Genomic DNA, 20,318 nt, shown 5'->3' with positions numbered 1-20,318 from the left:
TTTAACTTAGGTTCAGGGTTACAGATTAATATTTATAACGTACTGCTACGCTATAGTTTGCAGGTGCACCATAGAAACCTTGTGCATCCGGGAAATTAAATAAATATTTTTCATTGGTAATATTATTGGCATTGGCTTGTAACGACAACTGATCATTAATCTCATAGCTTGCCATTAAATTAATCAGGGCGTAGGAGTCTTGACGAATGATTCCGGCATTTTGAGTAATTACACCAGCGGTGTCGGTGGCTTCAGGTACATCTAGATAAGTGTTGTCCTGCCATTGTACGCCTGCACCAATTTTGAGTTGCGGTAACTGCGGGACGGTATAAGTCGTAAGTAAGTTAAACATCTGGTCTGGATTGTAGGTTCGGGCTTTACCTCCATTGATCAGGTCTTTCAGACTGAACAGGGTATAACCGAATGAAACATTCAGATTATCGCTAAGCTGCCCAGCCAAGCCAAATTCATAACCTTGCGAGCGTAAGTCGCTGACCTGTACTTTACGATTGATCGGTAAACCATCTGAATTTCGCAGCGGATAATTACTTTCTTCAGTTCTGAAAATGGCCATTGAGCCAGTCAATCGGTCATCTAGCCATGAGCTTTTTACTCCAAGTTCATAGCTTTCACCTTCAATCGGTTTATTTAAACTGCCATCCAAAGCCCGGGTGGTCTGAGGGCGAAAAATCGAGCTATAGCTCATATAGCCCGTATATTCAGGTGTGAAATTATAAGTCAGGCCGGCATAAGGCAGTATTTTATCTTCATCATAATAGGCATCTGCACCATAGCTATGGCCTTTGCTTTTTGCCTGTACGTAGTTGCTACCCAAAATCATTTTCAAATCATCATTAAAATGAATGCGCGTCGCTGCGTAATAGCTTTGCAGGTTTTGCCGCATATGGGCTTCACCACTGGTCTGGGTCATCTCCCAAGTGGGTTCAGCAGGCGTCCAACTGGCTAAATCGGTAGTCAAAGGATTGGTGTAACTGCCCGCATAGCCCAAGCCATTTACCTGGTTTTCTGCCCAGCTGTAGCCGATGACTGCTTCATGCCGTTGTCCAAATAAGGGGAATGTCCCTTGAGCACTGATACTGGCTTGGCGCTCTTTATTATCATCTATATATCTGCCTGGCCATAAAAAAATGCCCGAGGTATTGTCACTACCCGGGTTGCCAGAAAGATATAACAGTTTTGCATCACGGTCGATGTGAGTTTCATCATAATTCAGCTTGAGTTCCCAGTCACCGCCAAGCTGTTGCTTGAGTTCTGCAAAATAATTTTGAATATTGCTATCCCAATAGGTCCACTCAGGGCTGTAATTATATGAACGTGAATAGCCAAGCTGTTCACCGCTGCTATTCATCAGAGGATTTGCGCCCCAGTTATTGCTATCCGATTTGCTATTGGTGTGGCTATAACCTGCACTCAGTAAAGTTGAATCAGTCAGATCCGCTTCTACAATCACCCCGACGCCATTTTTTTCCTGAGCGTAATGATCGAGGTAAGAATCCCCCGTCTGCTGATAACCGAAGACTCGTCCACGAATACGTCCATCTTCCGTCAAGGCAGAGGAAACATCGGCTTCATAACGCTGGGTATCCCAAGATCCATAACTGGCAGAAACAGAACCTTGTACATCCTGGGTAGGGCGTTTGCGCACCATATTGATCGTTGCACTGGGGTCACCAATCGCATTGCTTAAGGCATCTGCACCTTTGATGACTTCAACGCGGTCATACAAGAAAGTATCCGGGTTACTGTTGTTATAGTTATAACCTTCCAAGGGAAAACCTATACCATCGACCTGAATATTGGAAATTTCAAAGCCGCGAGAGAGATAGGACGTACGATTAGTTTCCTGACTACTCACGCTGACACCGGGGGTATTACGTAAGACATCACGCGTATTACTAATGGCAAAATCATCTAGCTGTTGTCGTGTCACGACATTAATGGTTTGCGGTGTTTCTTTGGTTTCAAGATTGAGCTTGGTGGCATTGCTGCTTTTTTTAACGATATAGGCTTTAGTTTTTTCTGAACTCTCTTCGGTATTAGCGGATTGAGCTTGTAATTGAATGGTCGATAAAGTTGGTACCTCCTCAGCAAAACTAGATTGCACGCCAAATAGGGCCAAGCTGAGAAGTGAAAGTTTGAAATTATGGGAAAAAAGGGGAGTTATTGTGTGCATTTCTATATGGTAATGGAAGTGATTATCATTTATATTAATGTTAATTGAGATTAACCTCAATATTGAGGTAATTGGTATTTTAGATTGATCATTAGTAGGAAAATGATAATTTAGATGGTGTTCAATCGATATAGCGCTATTAATTTATGCATCTGTTGCTACAGATAAGATTTAAAATAGATGGATATGTTAAAATCTTGATAATTTTACAGAGGGTAAAAGTCTTGCAAAATCGGAAGCTTAAAATCGGTATGGTGGTCGGGGAAGTGTCTGGAGATACGCTTGGTGCTAAACTCATCCGCAGTTTTCGTGAGCAAGGAATTGATGCCGAATTTGAAGGCATTGGTGGCCCTCAAATGATAGCAGAAGGCTTCAAGAGTTATTATCCGATGGATATTTTATCGGTGATGGGAATTGTTGAAGTTCTAAAAGATCTTAAAAAGCTGTTTGCGGTACGTGATGGGCTGGTCGAGACCTGGACCAAAGAGCCGGTCGATGTGTTTGTCGGAATTGATGCCCCAGACTTTAACTTGCGCTTATCCAAAAGCTTAAAACAGAAAAATTTACCGATTAAAACTGTGCAATATGTCAGTCCTTCAGTTTGGGCATGGCGTCAGGGACGGGTACATGGCATTAAAGCCAGCATTGATTTAGTGCTGTGTTTATTTCCGTTCGAAAAAACTTTTTATAAAAAATTTGATGTGCCAGCCGCGTTTGTGGGGCATCCACTTGCCAGTCAATTGCCTTTGCAAAATCCTCTGATTGAAGCTAAGCAAGAGCTGGGGTTAAATGTTGAACATAAACATATCGCACTTTTACCGGGCAGCCGCCGTGGTGAAATTGAAAGACTTGGGCCGTTGGTACTTGATGCAGCGAAAATCGTGAGTCAAAAGCATCCTGAATATATTTTTTTGATTCCTGCGATTAATGATGCACGCAAGCAGCAGATTGAAGCATTGCTGCAACAATATCCTGCTGATTTTGTCGCTAAAGTTTGCTTGATGGAAAATACGGAGACAGAATCGAAAATTGGTCGTCAAGTCATGAATGCCTCAAATATTGTGGCCTTGGCATCAGGAACGGCAACTTTAGAGGCAATGTTATTACATCGTCCGATGGTGACGTTCTATAAGTTGAATTGGCTGACGTATGTAGTGATCAAATTCCTGATCAAAATTCCTTATTATTCTTTACCCAATATTATTGCCGGTAAAAAAATTATTCGAGAATTGATTCAGAGTGATGCAACGCCAGAAAATTTGGCTATTGAAATTGAAAAACTGATGAATGTTGAAATCGCACAAATTCAGGCCATGCAGCACATTACCATGCACAAGAAATTACTTTCCGGAAATAGCGAAGATCCCGTTCAAGCCATTCTGAATATCTTAAATCCGGTGAACATACCCAACCCAGAATGATTTACTGAAATTGTTGCCGATACTGGCTTGGGGTCAAATCAAACAGCCGCTTAAAGGTTTGGCTAAATGCAGTTTCTGAAGAATAGCCTACGCGATGGGCAATTTGCTGAATCGACAATTGTCCTTCGCGTAAATGCTGTGATGCCAAACGGAAACGATATTGCTGTAAATATGCCAACGGTGTTTCACCTACAATATTGCTAAATAAAGGGGCAAATTTTGAGCGCGACATACAGCATTGTTCTGCCAAACTTTCCACTGTCCAAGCCTGTTCCGGTTTGCCGTGAATAGCGGCCAAAGCATTCGCCAGTTCGGTATGCACTAAAGCTCTAAGCCAATTATTAGAATCCTTTAATTGCGCGATGTAGTCACGGACACATTCAATAAATAGAATACTAACCAAATGATCCAGAATTTTGTCGCGACCCGGCCGAATTTGATAGGCTTCAACTGCTAAAAAATGTAAGCCAATTTGTAGCCATTCCGGTGCGGTACTGCCGGTTATATGATGAATATGAATATAGTTGGGCAGGGCATTGAGTAGAGGACGCGCCATAATCGTATCGATATGACAACGAATCGCTAAAATGAGCGCAGGCTCACCACTTGTACTCCCAAACTCGATGGTTTCCTGCCTTTTTCGATCAAAAAGTTCAGTAATATTTAAGGCTTCAACCAAATTGCTTTTATTATTTTTATGGCAAGAGTGGTTTTGCCCTGATGGGATTAGCACCAAATCCCCCGCTTCAACATGTAGTTGAGTATGAAGATTCAGTTGAATCGTCATCTTGCCCACCAGAACCACATAGCCAATCATGGCATCTTGTTCCTGATACGAATAGGCCCAGTCACCTTGCGGTTTTAAATAAATATATTCAGATTTATTAAGATGAATATCATCAAAAATTTTACTTAAAGCATCCATGTCTTATCGTTCTGTCATCATCTAGTAAAATTATAAAAGCTTTGATTCACTCAAGCATGTGTTTTTAGGTCAAATATTGGCTATTAATGCCAAGGACGTTTGCATAGCTTTTTTGGACGTTTAAAACTGTTCTTGATGGCCCATTTCTAGAAATATAACGGTAGAACAAAAAATAGGGAAGATCGTCAGCATGAATGCACCAGTAAATTTAAATCAAACAACAATTCAAACCCTTCCAACTGCGTCAGGTTTAGCACTGGATAAAAAACGCTATTGGTGGTTATTAAGTCCAGGTTTACCTGTCATTGGTATGGGTATTTTGGCCGGCTATCAGTTTGGTCCTAAATTGACGAAAAAAATATTTGCTTTGGGAGGGCCTTTATTACTGCATGTGATTATTCCCAGTATCGATTCAATTGTAGGTAAAGACAGTAATAACCCAAACGATGACCAAATTACCTCATTAGTTAACGATCCTTATTATGACCGTATTGTGAAATTGTTTATTCCTTTGCAAATGGCAGCCAATCTATTTGCAGGCTATGTGGTGAGTCGTAAAGATACCTCTTTTGTCGATCAGCTCCTGTTGGGGATTTCGATGGGAGCAATTAATGGCATTGGGGTAAATACTGCCCATGAATTGTCCCATCGACCGAATAAAAAAGATCACTATTTTTCTCATGCCACATTAATGCCGTTGTTTTATAACCATTTTCGGGTTGAGCATCCGTATGGGCATCATAAACGTGCTGCAACACCTGAAGATCCGGCATCTTCTAAAATGGGGGAAACCTTCTATGAGTTTTGGCCAAGAACGGTATTTGGGGGTCTTAAATCAGCGGTTGAAATTGAAAAGAACCGTTTAAAACGCAAAGGTTTATCATTTTTTAGCAAAGAAAATGAACTGCTTCAAGGCTGGGCGATGAGTGCAGGTTTTCATGCCACCATGTTGAAACTGTTTGGTAAAGATGTGATTCCGTATTTGGTAACACAGGCTTTTTATGGGGTAAGCTTATTTGAAATTATTAACTATATTGAACATTACGGTTTAATGCGTGATAAAAAACAAGACGGAACTTATACGCGTACCATGCCAGAACATAGCTGGAATAATAATAACATTACCACAAATTTGTTTTTGTACCAGTTACAGCGTCATTCAGATCATCATGCATATCCTACACGTCCATTCCAGGCATTACGTAACTTTGATGAAGCACCTGAATTGCCAAGTGGTTATGCAACCATGTTATTGCCCGCTTTAATTCCATCGCTATGGTTTAAAATGATGGATAAACGTGTATTTGATCATTACGAAGGCGATTTAAATAAAGCCAATATTCATCCGAAACGCCGTGCGAAAATTTTCAAGAAATTTGGCGTGCTTGATCGTTTATTGAATAAAGAACAATAAAGTAGAGCGCTTAACAAGCAACTTATTTGAAGGAAAGCCTAGTTGATAAATTGTTAAAAAAGCCTAGCTGATTAAAACTAGGCTTTTTTAAGTATATTTATACAATTATATTATAATTTTATGTTATTTCATCTTTTTAACGAGTTGTTCAGCCATTTGTAAATGCTTGGTAACTGCAGTACGAGTTTGAATCAGCATATTTTTTAATTCTGAATTTTTGGCATTTGGTATCAATTGCTTATCAATAGTCATTAAAACTTTACGATGTACTTCAACTTGAGTCATCATATAGTCTTTGTCAGCTGCTGATGAATGAGTTAGTTTATTCACCATCTTATCACTATCATTTTGCAATGATGTACTGAGGTTGCTCACTTGTGGAGTTAACTTTAGACGACTTGCCAACGCTTGGCCTTTTTTCTCATTCGCTGAATGCTCATTAATCATCAGTTGAGCATATTTACGGGTTTCATCCATTTTAAGTTTTGGCAAAGCAGTTTTTGCCTGCTTAATCTCACCGTTATTAGCCGTACTTAACACTTTGATCACTTGACTATCAGTTAAATTTTCATGATTGTCATGCAACATTTTGGGTGGATTTTTGCTGTCATGTGTGGGTTGCTGATCCATTGCCGCCATAGTTTGAAAGGCAGTAAAACTCAATACACTACTAACAGCAATACAGTTGATCATCTTCTTCATTGGAATAGTTTTCATCGTGGCATCCTTTAAAGTTTCTATTATTTGATTTGCCTTTATAAGATAGGTTGAGGACACTGAAAACAGTGTATCTTTTGCGTAGATTTCTTGGATAGATATATAAATCGGTTATTGATTTAAGTAAAGATGAGGAGCTATTGGTTTATTTAAGGTCAGCACAAAAAAAGGAGAAAGCAAGGCCGCATAGTGCTTTACCTGCATATAATAGGAATTAAGAAGATAGTATCATTCAATTCTATCGTGCTTACACGATAAATATGAACTACTTAAAAATTTAAGTCTAAGCAAGAACTAGGCGAAAATCCGATTATGAGGCCACTTAGTTATTTCAGGAATATTTTGTCACTAGAGTTAATTTTTATTTGATCAAATTAAAGCTTGCTTCGATGTTCCATGTCTTTTCAAGGCAAAAAATATCCCTAATTTTTGCGAAAAATTCTGAACATAACTTTTAATCAATTATGAAGGTTTTAGCTCACAATGATTCAGAAGAGCTTTCTCTCATCTCGATTCCAGATAAGAGTAGCTAGAATATTCTTGGCCTTAAAGCACAGATACAGGGATGCTATAGCAGATCATTCTTTTTGAAATGATTAATATTCAATATGCTCTAAATTAGTGCGATAATATGATGTAATTTAGACTAGGCATTGAGGTTCAATATGAGTTTTTTAAAAAAGAAAAATAAAGCGAGTTTTGTATTTTTCATCATCACACTTTACTCATTCATTGGCTTCGGTCTAGGTTACCTTATTTGGGAATATTTTCTATAAGTGAATAGGGTAAAGAGAAAGGGAACTCTACATTGAGATAGAGCTTCTGGCAATAAAATATACAAGCTTCAAGGTTGAGTGAAAATTAAAGCTTAAGTTCTACTTTGTGGTTTTTTTTATTTCATTTCAAAATACAAAATTTTATCAAATAGCATTATTTAACTTATAGGCAATTATATAAAGCATTTTATTTTATAACTTACTTTGATTCACAGATAAAGTAAAATGAAGATAAATTAAGCTAAGAATAGCCTAAGCATGCTAAACATTGACTTTGAAAAAGCATATAATTTAGCGCTCCAGTTCTTTATATAACCGAAAAATGACACCTGCTTGCAAAGTTTTAAAATCAAATAAAATCGAATTTTCTATCCACGAATATGAGCACAATGTAAATGCAAAAAGTTTTGGATTAGAAGCGGCTGAAAAGTTAAATTTAGAAGTCAAAGAAGTCTTTAAAACCTTATTGGTGAGCGATGATAAAAATTTCTATGTTGCTGTTTTACCGGTTGCACATCAATTAAGTTTGAAGAAAATAGCTGCAGCGGTAGGGGCTAAAAAATTACATATGGCAGATCCGAAAGATGCCGAACGCTTAACTGGTTATTTGGTGGGTGGGATTAGTCCAGTCGGACAGAAAAAGCGCTTAAAAACTGTGATAGATGGTTCTGCCGAGTCATTAACCAAAATTTATGTCAGTGGTGGCAAAAGAGGCTTAGATATTGGGGTAAAACCACAAGATTTAGTCAAAGTCTTGGGGGCACAATTTGCAGATATTTTAGATCAAGATTAAAACTAAGCATTGTATTCAGAACAAGTCTTAATAGTAAAGATGGGTTGAATATAAAATGGAAAAAATCCATTAGGTCGGTATTGTTGCGTGTATAAAAATAAAATTTGTTTAAATTGAATAATGAATCAGCACAATGCAGGCTTTATTGTATTTGGTCCATTGGCCAGTTCCGGTTTGTATCAGTAGCATAGCGATTATCCATTTTATTTGCTAATTATAATGTTTGTACTTCTTGCTGTTTATTTCCTGTGTTATCAAAAGAATATGCAGCCATCTTCAGTTCCGGTGTGAATTTCTTTATGAAGTTATAGTTCTAAGTTGGATTTTGGAGATCTATTGATGAAGCAACGATGTGTGTGACACGATTTAAGTATCTAAAAAGCTGAATATAATTCATTGTTGGTTGAATATTACTAAATCAACACCTCGAGAAAATTAATATCATTCATGCTTTAATAAGGTGATTGAATTTAAAGTGATTTGATGTGTGTTCTTAAAGCCTTCTACGCCCGTTGTTCCTACATTTGCAGGGGATTATCCTGAATGGCATCGCGGACGCGAGCATTTTTCGTTATGGTATATCGAAATTCAGCATCCAGAATTATTAGAGTATTTAAATCAGCTGCGTTCGGTTTTTTCAGATTTTTTATACACGCCAAATACCCGCCAATTTCACATTACTTTATTTATTTGTGGCTTCCTCACTGAACAAAACCCAGTTTGGGATGATGATTTTGCTATTGAAAAGATGCATCAACATATTCGACACTTAACCGATGATTCTCAAAATATAATTCAATTAAAAACAGGCCGTATCAACAGTTTTGAAAGTGCCTTATTTGTCGAAATTATTGATGAAAATGATGTACTTTTAAAATTGCGTCATTTATTTGGACAAAGTTGCAATGAAATTGCACCGCTCGACTATTGTCCACATTTGACTTTAGGTTTGTATCATCAAGATTTTAATAGTGATTTAATCTTTAGTCATATAAACAGCATCGAACAAAAAAGCTTTGAATTTTCAGTCGGCCAACTGACTTTTGGCACATATAACGCAAAAATATTGCAAGGTCAGCTCTATCCATTTCATCAATTTCAATTGGGTGACGTATGATGCAACTCATTTTAGGTGGCGCACGTTCTGGTAAAAGTCGCCTTGCGGAACAAATCGCAAAAGATTCAGGTGTGGCTGTAACTTATATTGCAACCGCACAAGCGTTCGATGCCGAAATGCAGGAACGTATTCATCATCATCAAGCACAACGACCAAAGCACTGGACTGTGATTGAAGAGCCTTTATATCTGGCCAATTGTTTAATCGAGCTTGATCAACCCAATCAAGTGATTCTTGTCGATTGCCTGACTTTGTGGATGAGCAATTTGTTGATGCATGAAAATCCTGAATTACAGATGCACCAATGCCAAAAACTGCTGGATATTTTACCGATATTAGAATCAGACGTTATTTTAGTCAGTAATGAAACAGGCTTAGGCGTGATACCAATGGGCGAGATCAGCCGCAAGTTCGTGGATGAGTCCGGGCGTTTGCATCAACAGTTGGGGCAAATTGCCGATAAAGTTGTATTTTGTGTTGCGGGTTTTCCCATGATTTTAAAAGGAAATAAATAATGAATTGGTGGTTGGATGCGTGTAAAACGCCAAGTGTGGAAGCAAAAAAACTGGCTAAAGAACGTCAATTACAACTGACCAAACCCACAGGCTCATTATCTGAACTTGAAAATACTGCAGTGCTATTGGCAAGTTTGCAAGACAATTCACGTCCTAATGTAGACCAGCCCTGGATTACGATTTTTGCCGGTGACCATGGCGTAATGGAAGAAAATATTTCTGCTTATCCACAAGCCGTGACACGTCAAATGCTGCAAAACTTCACCACCGGTGGTGCTTGTATCAGCGTGATTGCCAAAGAATATAATGCCAAATTACAGGTCATTGACTGCGGTTCTGTGGGTGATGCCTATGAATATGCAGGCGTAGAACGTCATTGCATTATTCCGGGAACAGCCAACTTTGCCAAACAAGTTGCCATGACTGAAGCGCAATGTATTGAAGCGATGAATCTGGGACGTAAAAGTGTAGAAGATGCCGTGGCTTATGGCGTATCTATTTATGTCGCTGGGGAAATGGGCATTGGCAATACCTGTTCTGCATCAGCAGTCGCCTGTTTTTTACTGAATGAGCCAGCTGAACAGCTTACAGGTGTGGGTACGGGTATTTGTGAAGAACAATTGATTCATAAAAAAAATGTTATTAACCAGGCTGTTGCTTTACACCAAGATTATGTCGATCAAGATGTCTTTAAAGCACTTTGCGCAGTCGGTGGTTTGGAAATTGCAGCAATGACGGGTGCCTATATTCGCTGTGCACAGCTCGGTTTGCCTATGGTGATCGATGGTTTTATTACCACAGTTTCAGCACTTGTGGCGGTACGTTTAAATCCTGCAGTTCGTGAGTGGATGCTGTTTGGACATCAATCGGCAGAATATGGACATCGCCGTTTATTGCAGGAACTGAATGCAAAACATCCATTACTCAAACTGAACTTGCGTTTAGGCGAAGGTAGTGGTGCCGGGGCTGCTTTAGGCGTGATTAAACTGGCATGCAGTCTGCATAACCACATGGCCACTTTTGCAGAAGCAGCCGTTATTGGCGAAAAAGTTTAATCCTAAGAGGATTCAACAGGATATTGAACATGTTCAAGATTGATCTGCTTCGCCATGGTGAAACGACTTTAAGTCATACCTTGCGCGGTTCTACAGATGACGATTTAACCGAGTTGGGTTGGTCGCAGATGCAGCAAACCATAGATCAGTCTTGGCATGCTATTAACCCCGATTCTATGCATAAACCGCTGCAATGGGATGTGATCTTTACTTCGCCCTTAAAACGCTGTCGTTTATTTGCAGAATCGGTCGCGGATCAAAAGCAACGACCTCTCTTTTACGATGCAGGTTTGCAAGAAATGCATTTTGGTGAATGGGAAGGCATATCGACCCAAGTCATTTATGAAAATGAACCTGAATTACTGGCAAATTTTTGGCAACAACCGACTCAATTTACCCCACCCAATGCAGAAAACATGCAGGATTTTTATCAACGTATTTTTAATAGTCTTGAAAAAATGCAACGACAGATGCTGGAAAATGGTTGGCAGCATGCTTTAGTAGTGACGCATGGCGGTGTGATTAAACTTTTAAAATGTATCGCTTTAAATCATTCAGTGGATGATATTTTAAAAATGACAGCAGAATTGGGGCAACTCAATTCCTTTGCAATTCATGAAGATGCTTCAATCCATTTGCTCAAGGAATTGCCGTAATGACAGCATTTTTTATCGCTTTGCAGTTTTTAACGACATTTCCGGTTCAATTGAAAGAAATGCCGAGCAAACAGCAAAATGGTCAATCTTTACTGTTTTATCCATTGATTGGTTTGATGATTGGTACAATTTTATTTGCCATCGCCACGGTGCTGCATGCATTGCCGGTGATCTTGCTAAGCAGTTTGATTTTAGTGGTCTGGATTTGGTTGACGGGTGGTTTACACCTGGATGGTCTAGCCGATACTGCAGATGCCTGGGTCGGTGGTTTTGGTGATAAAGAGCGCACTTTAAAAATCATGAAAGACCCTAGTTGCGGGCCAATTGGGGTTTTAAGTTTAATTATTCTGTGCTTAATTAAATGGTCAGCACTATATGTATTATTAGAAAAACAACTCTATTCAGCCCTGTTTTTATTTCCGATATTGGGTCGTTTAGCACCACTATTTTTATTTTTGACTACTCAATACGTGCGTGAAAAAGGTTTAGGATCTTCAATTGCTGAATTTATTCCTAAAACGGGTTCAGTAATCATATCTGCCTTGTGTTTGGTTGCATCTGCATATTTTGCATGGGTGGGTGTTTTGACTGCAATGATATTTATAGGAACCTTAATATATTTACGGCATAAATTTATCCAGCGGATTGGTGGCATTACTGGTGATACAGTCGGAGCAAGTATTGAAATTTGCGAGGCTGTGAGTGTTTTGAGTCTGGCTGTATTTGGTTTTTATTTTCCTGTGGTTTGGCTTTAAATATTTTTGCTTCATTCAGCGTGATTCAGTGATATAGAATCACGCTGATTTGAGGTTCAACTGTATATGATTATAAATAAGTCACGATAAGTCGAATAATCGCAGGTCCCAACAACACCATAAATACCCCCGCAAGTACCATGGTTAAACAGGCAACAACGCCTTCTTCGCGATGACGCATAAAGGCTTTACTGGTACCAAAACCATGTGCTGAATTACCCAAAGCTGCTCCTTGCGCAAAGCGTGAATTTAGCTTTAAGGCAAGCAGAATCATATCAGCCATAGCAACACCGGCAATACCGGTAATCATGGTGAATAAAATCACCAGTTCAACTGAACCGCCAATATTTGAAGTCAGTTCCATGGCAAATGGTGTAGAAATAGAGCGTGCCATTAAGCTATAAGTGGTTTCTTGATTAAAGCTGAATAACTTTGCCAAATAGAATGCGCTCATCACACCAGCAATCATTCCTACCACAATACCCAAACTAATCGAGAGCACATGTTCTTTAATGACTTTGCGATATTCATAAATAGGGATGGCAAAAGCAATGGTTGCAGGTCCAAGCATCCATATGATCCATTTATTTTCCATCATGTAGGTGTCGTAAGAGACATTAAAAATGACCATCAGCACCATGATGATAAAAGGCACAAAAATTCCAGGCGCTAAAAGCATATAGGGATATTTTTGATGCAATTTTTTACTCAGCACATAACCAATTAACGTAATAATAAAGCAGAGAATAGCAACCAGGTTCATCTTACTCTCCCTGTTTTAGCAGTGGATCAGAATGATGCTTATGTTTTTGCTTTAAACGCGCTTCTAGTTTAAAACCCAAATAGACGCTATATGCCGTTGCAAGCATTACGCAAATCGTGCCGATAAATACCGCAAGAATAAGTTGCCAGCCTTGGGTTAAAAACAGCTCTTTATATTTAATGATGCCGACGACGCAGGGAATAAATAATAAGACCAGTTCTCCCAAAATAAAATCTGAACCTGTTTTGATCCATTGCAATTTAAATAGACCGCTCAGCAAAGCTAATAAAACCAATAAAAGACCAATCACACCGGCGGATACAGGTAAATTGAGTGTGTGCTGTATAACTGAAGCAACCCACCAAATGATGACCAAAAAACTCAATTGCAGAATGATTTGAGCAATATGCAGCAGTTTGGGAGAGAGTAAAGAGGTAGACATAATAACAAGAGATAAAAGCTTGGTCGTATTTTAGATTTGACCGACTATCTATATTATGAATAATAAAAAAAAGATTATGCCTAAATGGAATGTTTTGTGGATATTAAGAGCTTGAGCATGTTCGTTAAAATTGTGCAACTGCAAAGTTTCACACGTACAGCGGAAGAAATGTGTGTCACACAGCCCACCATCAGTAAGGCAATTCATGCTTTAGAACAAGAAATTGGCGTGCCTTTATTTTATAAGGGAGAAGCAGGTCGAAAACGCGATGTCGTTTTGACTTATATGGGGGAGCAAATTTACCAACATGCTTTAGTGATATTGCAAGAGCAACAGCGTATTTTTGAAACCGTGGCTAAAGTGCGAAATTTGAAACAAGGTAAATTAACCATCGGACTTCCACCGGTAGGATCGGCATTACTTAGCAGCCTAATTGCCAAATTTCACAAGCAATATCCTAATATTGAATTAAGTTTTTTAGAGGTTGGTGCCACAGGTATTGAAGATGCCATTCTGGCAAAAAAAGTAGATGTCGGGATTTTACTGGGGCATTTAAAACCGATTTTAAGTGGCATTCCGATTATTGATTCGCCTTTATGTTTACTTTCACGTAGAGATACGCAATGGAAGAATAGAGAAAAAGTTTCTTTAATTGAACTGAAAGAAGAGTCATTTCTACTGTATGCCGATACCTTTAGTTTAAATAATATGATTATACAAGCAGCCCACTATGTCGGATTTGAACCCAAGGTGGTGTGTAAAAGCAGTCAATGGGACTTTATTGCCAAAATGGTGGAATCGGATGTTGGAATCGCATTGCTACCAAAAACCTATTGTGAACAACTGGATCAAGAAAAATATAATGTCAGTATATTGGAAAATCCTAATATCAATTGGACCTTGAGTATGGCCTGGAATAATACGGTTGCAATGAATCCTGCGACCCGAGCCTGGCTAAAAATTATTGAAGAAAATCAGGATGAAATTCATTTTTAATCATTCAATCACCTATAAAACAACAGGTTCTATAGGGAATGATGAACTTAAACTGATCATTCTAAAAAGCTGAATATAATAATTTTTTTGTTTTCATATTTTGTAGATTCAGATTACAAGCCTTTCAATATTGAGATGAATGCGGTAACTTTTCTGGGTTAAACTTTTTGTTGATGATTTTTCTTTATGAAATGGGATGATATTGGAGAACAGCCGTGTTCAATTGCCAGAACCTTATCGGTTATTGGTGATCGTTGGACATTGCTGATTTTAAGGAACGCCTTTTTGGGCACACGCCGTTTTGAATCCTTTCAACAAAATTTAGGTGTAACCCGTCATGTGCTGTCAGATCGTCTAAAACGTCTGGTTGAAAATGATATTTTAGTCAAAACCCCTTACGTGCAACGACAAGAACGTTATGAATATCGTTTAACTGAAAAGGGTTTGGCGCTTTATCCGATTTTAATGTCGATGGCCAACTGGGCAGATGAATGGATGAATGAGGGCTTCGGAAAGCCGATGCAATATACCCATAAAAGCTGCGGTCATAAAATAACACCACGACTGGTGTGTTCCGAATGTAATGAAACCCTTCATGCCAAGCAAGTTAAACCCGAATTGACCCAAGATTATTTTAATTATTTAGAACAGCATAAAATACCGTCTTAAACCTGAATCAATCATCTTTATAGACAATTCGGTGGTTTTGGAATACCTGCCAGACGGCTTAAATGACGTGCCACCAAACCTGTATTAAATTTGTCTTGTAACACAGCATTATTAATGTCGGAACTGACTGTTTTCATCAGAAATTTAATCAGTGGTCGCGTCGCAGGTGAATGACCAAACTGTTGGTAGAATTGACGTACCGCATGCAGGACTTCAAAATGCCATGCTGTGAGTTCTAAAGTTAAAGTATTTGCCAATTCTTGCGCAATTGCTTCATTCCAAATGGTGTAATCGACTAAGTGACCATCTTGATCGAGTTCTAAATTCATCATTAATCTCACATTAACTTAAACGTATACAGCGGGTGTGAGACAGGCAAATATCGGCAAATTCGGCATAAGAAATAATTTTCATATTCTCTGTCTTTTGTCCCGCTAAAATTTCAGCATCGTTCTCTAGTACATACACCCAATTCACTTGTTGCAAGAAAGGCTGTTGAAACTGCAATACAGATTCACCCATTAAAATAACGGTATCTTCAGGGCTGTAAAGTTGTTCTAGTTTTGCCAGTACCGATGGCGTAGCTGAAAAATTACTTTGCACTAAATATAAGCTTTTATTTGACATGATCATTTCACTCTTCATCTTTACCAGTACAGCACAAAATCAAAAAATTGAATAAACTCACTATTTAGTTCAATAAATTCAATATCCTGTTGAGCTTGAGCAACGAAGTGTGAGTTCTGGAGTTTCTTTTCCACCAAGACAGGCGTGAGATCGTAAAACTCAAAGCTGTCGACCATATTGGAGGCAATTTTAAAGGCATGTTTAAGCTGTTCAAATTGCAGTTCTGAATTGAGTAAACTTAAGCCTGCATCTTGCAGCAAGACTTTGACTTCACAACCAAAAGTCGCCAGTACCATCGTGGCAGACAAGCTTTCATGCACTTGTAAATTGGCAAGATTGGCTTGAGTTAAAATAACGAGTACAGATTTCACACAATTTACCTTTTAAAAGCCACAAATTCCTGAAAATAACGCCTTAGAATTGAATCAGACGTTGTGCGGATTGCACTGCATCGGCAAGTTCACCCAGTCCAATCAATTCAAAGCCTGGTGCAAGATTGTGTTGACTAATTTGATGTCGTTTCGCATTTTCCACATCTGTAATACCACGTGCCAAGGCAGCACTCACACAAACCGGTAAGCGAATGGCTAACTTTTGCCATTCTTTCGTCAAATGACGTTGATCGTCAGGAACCCACTGTAAGGAGTTCGCCAAAAAAACACCGTCTTGATAGAAAAATACACGAAATGTCTGGTTCTTAGCGTGTAAGGCCTGTGCCAGACCTAGCGCATGCCAGGCATAGATCGAGGTTGGAGCAGAGGTAATTAGTAATAAGGTACTCATCGAAATTCACTTGAGGAATGCCCAATCCAATGTTGATGCATCCAAACTTCATAAGAAAAAGGTAGTATACAATGATTCTACGTAGTATCTGAATAATTCAGCACTTCATATTAAAAATATTTTAATAATAGTTATTTAAAAACAATATTTTATAGATTTATTGAGGCATAAAAGTATCAAGGCATTTATTTTATCTGAATGATATTACCTGTATTTCCTTTTCCTACAGTTTCTTTACCATTGGAATCAGTGAAAATCACATTTGCAGTTACCACAACTACTGATCCAACTTCCTGTACCTCGTTAGTAATGATCAGTGTGGAGTGGTATTTCGGCAGGAATGGCTTAACTGCTTCAAATATCTCTTCACAGTTACGATAGGTATAATTACCAAACAAATTACATTTGCTTTTAGGCGCTTTTAGTTCCAGTTGGATTTGCTGCAAAACATGATAAGAGTGTTCTGCAGGATTTTGAATTTGATTATTAGAATTAGTCATGTTATTTCCCCTTAAGCCCCAGGCGTTTTTTATACGCACGACGTTCATGTAATGGAATAGGTGAACTTTGCATACTAATCGCGAAGGCTTTGCGACGTTGAAAAGCACGTTTACGATCAAAGTTTTGGTGGATCCAGGGCTTGGCAACGTATTTTTCTAAAGTTAATTTTTCGAGTTCACCTGATTTAAGGTTTTCAGCAAAGAGGTCTTTACCTTGCTCCATAGACAGTGTGACCAAGGCGCATATCAGGTAATACGTTTTACAGAAAAAATGAAGTCAGGTTTAGCGGTTCAGCAAATTGAGAAGATGGTAGGGGATTTATAACGATGAGTACTAGTAGCAAAGCAACATATTTTACATTCAGTAGATTGGTCACGTTTTGATTTAGAGGGGTGGCTACATCATTTTTATTCGGGAGAATGGATTACCCCACCAAAACTGGCTGAATCCGATGCTAAATTTTACAATATCGATGTTCCTGAAGAAGTTGAATATAAGCAGTCGGAATTATTCTGTTCGTGCATGTACATGAGTAAGGTCCATGTTTAAATCAAGATGAATCCTAAGTGAATTACAAAAGGATTATGATTTTAAGCGGAGTACTATTAGCACTTATACTCTTTACCGGTTTCCATGTTTATAACCTTTCTCAACAAGAAAAGTTAGATAGTCTGAAGACACTATCTGAGGGGGCTGAAACCTCCTATTAGCTCTATCTTGATATAATTAGTATAGAAAGCTCATCGAAAGGTGGGCTTTTTTAATGCTTAGAATTGCTATGCTCTTTAAAAAATAATGGATTATTATCATGACTGTTTTTTCTATGGAAGAGATAAGGTCACTATTGGTGGCCACAACACAAGAGAATGAAGAGCTAAGGAAAGATAATCACGGTTATTACTAATTGTCACTGATGCTACTGACCAAATAAAAACAGCTAATGAAATGGCGGAAAAATATCAGCGAAATTTTGATAATTTATCTAAATTTGTTAAAGCTAAATATGACAATGATTTTAAAATTAATGATATTCCAGAGGTATTAAAATTCATATTTGATTGGTTTCCAATCAAGTTGTTAATAAATAATAACTTAAGTTAAACATCTCCAAACATATCAATTGTATTTACTATACTTTTCATTTGAATTTTTAGTGATATATTTTAGTCATTCCAAAAACTTAACAATTAAAACAATGTAATGTGAATTGAAAAGCCCACTTGATTAGCAGCATTAAGTAGGCTTTTTATTTTCATCAACAGTAAGTTAATCCACATACCTAAAGGGGGGAATTTATGCTCCGATTTATCTTATGTTTCGTTGGGTGTCATGGTATTGCTGAGTTTGATCATACCGAAAATGATGAAGATATTAAGGTGTGTCGCGACTGCCTAAGAAAAGTTAAATAATTCTTGGGCCAAACGCCTATCTTAAAGTTAGACTGGGATAGACAGATTGAAGCTCGCCAAATGGTGGGCTTTTTTGACATAGTTTGTTCATAAAATTGAGCGATAATAACTTTTTGTTTTGAGCTTTAATTAAAATGACAATCTTAACTGTTAAAAAATTAGAAGAAACTCTTAGTGCGTTAGCAGTTAACGGAAAAAAGCCTGAAAAGATTTTGTTAGGTTATAAAGCATATGGCGAGCTAATGAATGATCGTAACTTTTTTGAGGAAGTTGCCGGCTCGGCAATGGATCCAAATAAACGAAAATACAAGAATATTAAAATCAAGGTTACTCAAGATGAATACCAGTTTGAAGTGAAGAATTCAAAAAAATAGATTTATATGGCAACGAAAGCTCGGTCACTGATCGGGCTTTTTTATATTTAATAAATCATAAATTAATTTTTTATAATGAACTGATTTAATTAATTTAATTTTTAAATTTCGGCATATTTTGCCAATGATTGAGAATTAATGGTGTATAGAATACGCGCAGAATCTATCGCTGTAGTTTCTGGTTTTTAGTTTTGCCTCCCACCCTCGGGAGGTATTTTTTTGTCAGGAGAAAAGTCATGCTCCAATTTCTACGCAAGTTATTTTGCCTTCATGCTTATGAGTTTGATTACGATCATGAGCGTGGATATATCCAAGAATGCGTAAAGATGATTAAATAATTTCTCCAAACTTGCGGGATGTATTACGGCATATAAATTTCCTTTGCATGCTCGAAGTTAAGGGGGTTTTTCTTTTCTTCTTAGGGGTAATCATGACAGATCGTGTACAAGCTAAAAAAGATTTGCAGTTTTGTTGTGATGAGTTGATTAAATATCAAAATTTGAGTCGGTGACAGACTCCAAGGCTATCTTGCAGAAGAATGACACGACGAGCATTGCGCAGATCATTGATGTTTTGATTACTGGTAAAGGTGAGTTTAAGGTGGTAAATATTGGGACTGATCCGACCGGAAGTATTTGGCTTGCCAACTTATAAGAGTTGGGTAGATTGTTGACTTGTGATGTAAATATGTTAGAACTAATTTTGATATAAATATGAGAATAAATAACAATGTTTATGAAATATATTGTCCCGTACAACAGGTCGGAAATTTTTATCAACAAAGATAAAATTAGGCTTATAGAAAATCTTTCAACAGCAAATAATCTTCAGGCAATGAAGTTACAACTAAATATTGGGTTTTCAAATGACCATATATTAACTCTTTCTTTTGAAACTCAAGATGAGCTCGATACATTTCTACAAAAACTCACATCACAACTGAATTAGGCCCACTTCGGTGGGTTTTTTAATGGCTGAAATTTATGATCAGCAATAATTATGTGCTGGAGTGATACATTTCACCTTTTGTACACTCAAAATACACTCTAGCTTGTAATCAAGATCAATTCGACCTGCTGTTTGACGATTTGACCGAAACACAAGAGTTTATGCACTTAGGTGCAGGGACTCAGGTTAATTATTACGATGGGGGTAAGCATTGCATTATCCAATTAGGTGATTGCAGCGAAAGAACACTAATCGAAGTTCATAAGCTTTTATTGCATGAAGCTGTGCATATTTGGCTAAGAGTTAAAAACTCATGGGTGAGAAAAAACCTAGTGTTGAATTTGAAGCTTACTCAATACAGCGTATCGCTCAGGATTTTTTTTGCGATGTTTCAGGAGAGTGAAACTGATGATCTACATCAATGATCAAAACTTAATACACTAAGCCATGCATACAGATGGTATTTAT

General features: G+C 37.9%; 24 protein-coding genes and 1 pseudogene. 14 read left to right on the top strand and 11 right to left on the bottom strand.

The window, feature by feature from the left end:
- Positions 1 to 25 precede the first annotated feature (25 nt).
- Positions 26 to 2,194 (bottom strand): TonB-dependent siderophore receptor, encoded by a 2,169-nt coding sequence (locus E0H89_RS12430; RefSeq protein WP_131217563.1) that lies wholly within the window; start codon positions 2,192 to 2,194, stop codon positions 26 to 28.
- Between the two features lie 224 nt (positions 2,195 to 2,418).
- Between E0H89_RS12430 and lpxB the strand changes: the two genes are divergently transcribed.
- Positions 2,419 to 3,615, top strand: coding sequence for a lipid-A-disaccharide synthase (gene lpxB / locus E0H89_RS12425; RefSeq protein ID WP_131217561.1), 1,197 nt, complete (start codon positions 2,419 to 2,421; stop codon positions 3,613 to 3,615).
- Between the two features lies 1 nt (position 3,616).
- On the opposite strand, the gene E0H89_RS12420 is transcribed toward lpxB, so the two are convergent.
- Positions 3,617 to 4,540: an AraC family transcriptional regulator gene (locus E0H89_RS12420; protein ID WP_131217559.1), complete on the bottom strand. Its 924-nt coding sequence runs from the start codon at positions 4,538 to 4,540 to the stop codon at positions 3,617 to 3,619.
- Positions 4,541 to 4,730: 190 nt separating this feature from the next.
- Between E0H89_RS12420 and E0H89_RS12415 the strand changes: the two genes are divergently transcribed.
- Positions 4,731 to 5,954 carry an alkane 1-monooxygenase gene (locus E0H89_RS12415; protein WP_131217557.1) on the top strand — a complete coding sequence of 408 codons (1,224 nt, stop codon included), beginning with the start codon at positions 4,731 to 4,733 and terminating at the stop codon, positions 5,952 to 5,954.
- Between the two features lie 123 nt (positions 5,955 to 6,077).
- Here E0H89_RS12415 and E0H89_RS12410 read toward each other — a convergent pair whose 3' ends face one another.
- A complete protein-coding gene (locus E0H89_RS12410) occupies positions 6,078 to 6,671 on the bottom strand; it encodes a DUF4142 domain-containing protein (protein WP_131217555.1) in 594 nt (197 codons plus the stop codon).
- Between the two features lie 665 nt (positions 6,672 to 7,336).
- Here E0H89_RS12410 and E0H89_RS12405 point away from each other — a divergent pair.
- From E0H89_RS12405 to E0H89_RS12375, 7 genes are all read left to right on the top strand, one after another.
- Positions 7,337 to 7,447: a hypothetical protein gene (locus tag E0H89_RS12405; RefSeq protein ID WP_131217553.1), complete on the top strand. Its 111-nt coding sequence runs from the start codon at positions 7,337 to 7,339 to the stop codon at positions 7,445 to 7,447.
- A gap of 322 nt (positions 7,448 to 7,769) precedes the next feature.
- Positions 7,770 to 8,240 (top strand): Cys-tRNA(Pro) deacylase, encoded by a 471-nt coding sequence (gene ybaK, locus E0H89_RS12400; RefSeq protein WP_131217552.1) that lies wholly within the window; start codon positions 7,770 to 7,772, stop codon positions 8,238 to 8,240.
- Positions 8,241 to 8,727: 487 nt separating this feature from the next.
- A complete protein-coding gene (locus E0H89_RS12395) occupies positions 8,728 to 9,357 on the top strand; it encodes a 2'-5' RNA ligase family protein (RefSeq protein WP_131217550.1) in 630 nt (209 codons plus the stop codon).
- The gene (gene cobU / locus E0H89_RS12390) at positions 9,354 to 9,872 is read left to right on the top strand and encodes a bifunctional adenosylcobinamide kinase/adenosylcobinamide-phosphate guanylyltransferase (protein ID WP_131217548.1); all 519 of its coding nucleotides are present in this window, start codon (positions 9,354 to 9,356) and stop codon (positions 9,870 to 9,872) included. The genes E0H89_RS12395 and cobU overlap by 4 nt, the downstream gene beginning before the upstream one ends.
- Positions 9,872 to 10,927, top strand: a complete 1,056-nt coding sequence (gene cobT, locus E0H89_RS12385; RefSeq protein WP_131217546.1) for a nicotinate-nucleotide--dimethylbenzimidazole phosphoribosyltransferase — start codon at positions 9,872 to 9,874, stop codon at positions 10,925 to 10,927. Before cobU ends, cobT begins: the two co-directional genes overlap by 1 nt.
- Before the next feature lie 29 nt (positions 10,928 to 10,956).
- On the top strand, positions 10,957 to 11,583 hold the full coding sequence (locus tag E0H89_RS12380; RefSeq protein ID WP_131217543.1) for a histidine phosphatase family protein: 627 nt from the start codon (positions 10,957 to 10,959) through the stop codon (positions 11,581 to 11,583).
- Positions 11,583 to 12,338 carry an adenosylcobinamide-GDP ribazoletransferase gene (locus E0H89_RS12375; RefSeq protein WP_131217541.1) on the top strand — a complete coding sequence of 252 codons (756 nt, stop codon included), beginning with the start codon at positions 11,583 to 11,585 and terminating at the stop codon, positions 12,336 to 12,338. Before E0H89_RS12380 ends, E0H89_RS12375 begins: the two co-directional genes overlap by 1 nt.
- 70 nt (positions 12,339 to 12,408) lie before the next feature.
- Here the strand turns inward: E0H89_RS12375 and E0H89_RS12370 are convergent, their stop codons facing one another.
- Both E0H89_RS12370 and E0H89_RS12365 read right to left on the bottom strand, forming a co-directional pair.
- Positions 12,409 to 13,101 carry an LrgB family protein gene (locus E0H89_RS12370; protein ID WP_131217538.1) on the bottom strand — a complete coding sequence of 231 codons (693 nt, stop codon included), beginning with the start codon at positions 13,099 to 13,101 and terminating at the stop codon, positions 12,409 to 12,411.
- A gap of 1 nt (position 13,102) precedes the next feature.
- Positions 13,103 to 13,543, bottom strand: a complete 441-nt coding sequence (locus tag E0H89_RS12365; protein ID WP_131217536.1) for a CidA/LrgA family protein — start codon at positions 13,541 to 13,543, stop codon at positions 13,103 to 13,105.
- A 96-nt stretch (positions 13,544 to 13,639) separates the two neighbouring features.
- Here E0H89_RS12365 and E0H89_RS12360 point away from each other — a divergent pair, with 96 nt between their 5' ends.
- On the top strand, positions 13,640 to 14,539 hold the full coding sequence (locus E0H89_RS12360) for a LysR family transcriptional regulator (protein ID WP_131217534.1): 900 nt from the start codon (positions 13,640 to 13,642) through the stop codon (positions 14,537 to 14,539).
- A 186-nt stretch (positions 14,540 to 14,725) separates the two neighbouring features.
- Positions 14,726 to 15,208 carry a winged helix-turn-helix transcriptional regulator gene (locus E0H89_RS12355; protein ID WP_131217532.1) on the top strand — a complete coding sequence of 161 codons (483 nt, stop codon included), beginning with the start codon at positions 14,726 to 14,728 and terminating at the stop codon, positions 15,206 to 15,208.
- Between the two features lie 17 nt (positions 15,209 to 15,225).
- On the opposite strand, the gene E0H89_RS12350 is transcribed toward E0H89_RS12355, so the two are convergent.
- From E0H89_RS12350 to E0H89_RS12325, 6 genes are all read right to left on the bottom strand, one after another.
- Complete coding sequence (locus tag E0H89_RS12350; RefSeq protein WP_131217601.1) at positions 15,226 to 15,537, bottom strand: TusE/DsrC/DsvC family sulfur relay protein; 312 nt, start codon at positions 15,535 to 15,537, stop codon at positions 15,226 to 15,228.
- A 13-nt stretch (positions 15,538 to 15,550) separates the two neighbouring features.
- Positions 15,551 to 15,835, bottom strand: coding sequence for a DsrH/TusB family sulfur metabolism protein (locus E0H89_RS12345; RefSeq protein ID WP_131217530.1), 285 nt, complete (start codon positions 15,833 to 15,835; stop codon positions 15,551 to 15,553).
- A gap of 20 nt (positions 15,836 to 15,855) precedes the next feature.
- The gene (locus E0H89_RS12340) at positions 15,856 to 16,206 is read right to left on the bottom strand and encodes a hypothetical protein (protein WP_131217527.1); all 351 of its coding nucleotides are present in this window, start codon (positions 16,204 to 16,206) and stop codon (positions 15,856 to 15,858) included.
- 43 nt (positions 16,207 to 16,249) lie between these two features.
- Positions 16,250 to 16,618: a sulfurtransferase complex subunit TusD gene (gene tusD / locus E0H89_RS12335; RefSeq protein ID WP_131217525.1), complete on the bottom strand. Its 369-nt coding sequence runs from the start codon at positions 16,616 to 16,618 to the stop codon at positions 16,250 to 16,252.
- Positions 16,619 to 16,803: 185 nt separating this feature from the next.
- The gene (locus E0H89_RS12330) at positions 16,804 to 17,118 is read right to left on the bottom strand and encodes an ERF family protein (protein WP_131217523.1); all 315 of its coding nucleotides are present in this window, start codon (positions 17,116 to 17,118) and stop codon (positions 16,804 to 16,806) included.
- A 1-nt stretch (position 17,119) separates the two neighbouring features.
- Positions 17,120 to 17,341: a hypothetical protein gene (locus tag E0H89_RS12325; protein ID WP_131217522.1), complete on the bottom strand. Its 222-nt coding sequence runs from the start codon at positions 17,339 to 17,341 to the stop codon at positions 17,120 to 17,122.
- A 1,321-nt stretch (positions 17,342 to 18,662) separates the two neighbouring features.
- Between E0H89_RS12325 and E0H89_RS12315 the strand changes: the two genes are divergently transcribed.
- The 3 genes and pseudogenes from E0H89_RS12315 (at position 18,663) to E0H89_RS16745 (ending at position 20,275) form a co-directional block, all read left to right on the top strand.
- Positions 18,663 to 18,902 (top strand): hypothetical protein, encoded by a 240-nt coding sequence (locus E0H89_RS12315; protein ID WP_131217520.1) that lies wholly within the window; start codon positions 18,663 to 18,665, stop codon positions 18,900 to 18,902.
- Positions 18,903 to 19,409: 507 nt separating this feature from the next.
- The gene (locus tag E0H89_RS16490; RefSeq protein ID WP_165494055.1) at positions 19,410 to 19,556 is read left to right on the top strand and encodes a hypothetical protein; all 147 of its coding nucleotides are present in this window, start codon (positions 19,410 to 19,412) and stop codon (positions 19,554 to 19,556) included.
- 362 nt (positions 19,557 to 19,918) lie between these two features.
- Positions 19,919 to 20,275: pseudogene (locus tag E0H89_RS16745) on the top strand (hypothetical protein).
- Positions 20,276 to 20,318 lie beyond the last annotated feature (43 nt).

It is taken from the genome of Acinetobacter sp. ANC 3781 (assembly GCF_004331285.1).
Lineage (GTDB): Bacteria > Pseudomonadota > Gammaproteobacteria > Pseudomonadales > Moraxellaceae > Acinetobacter.
This window is presented reverse-complemented; position numbering and strand designations above follow the sequence as displayed.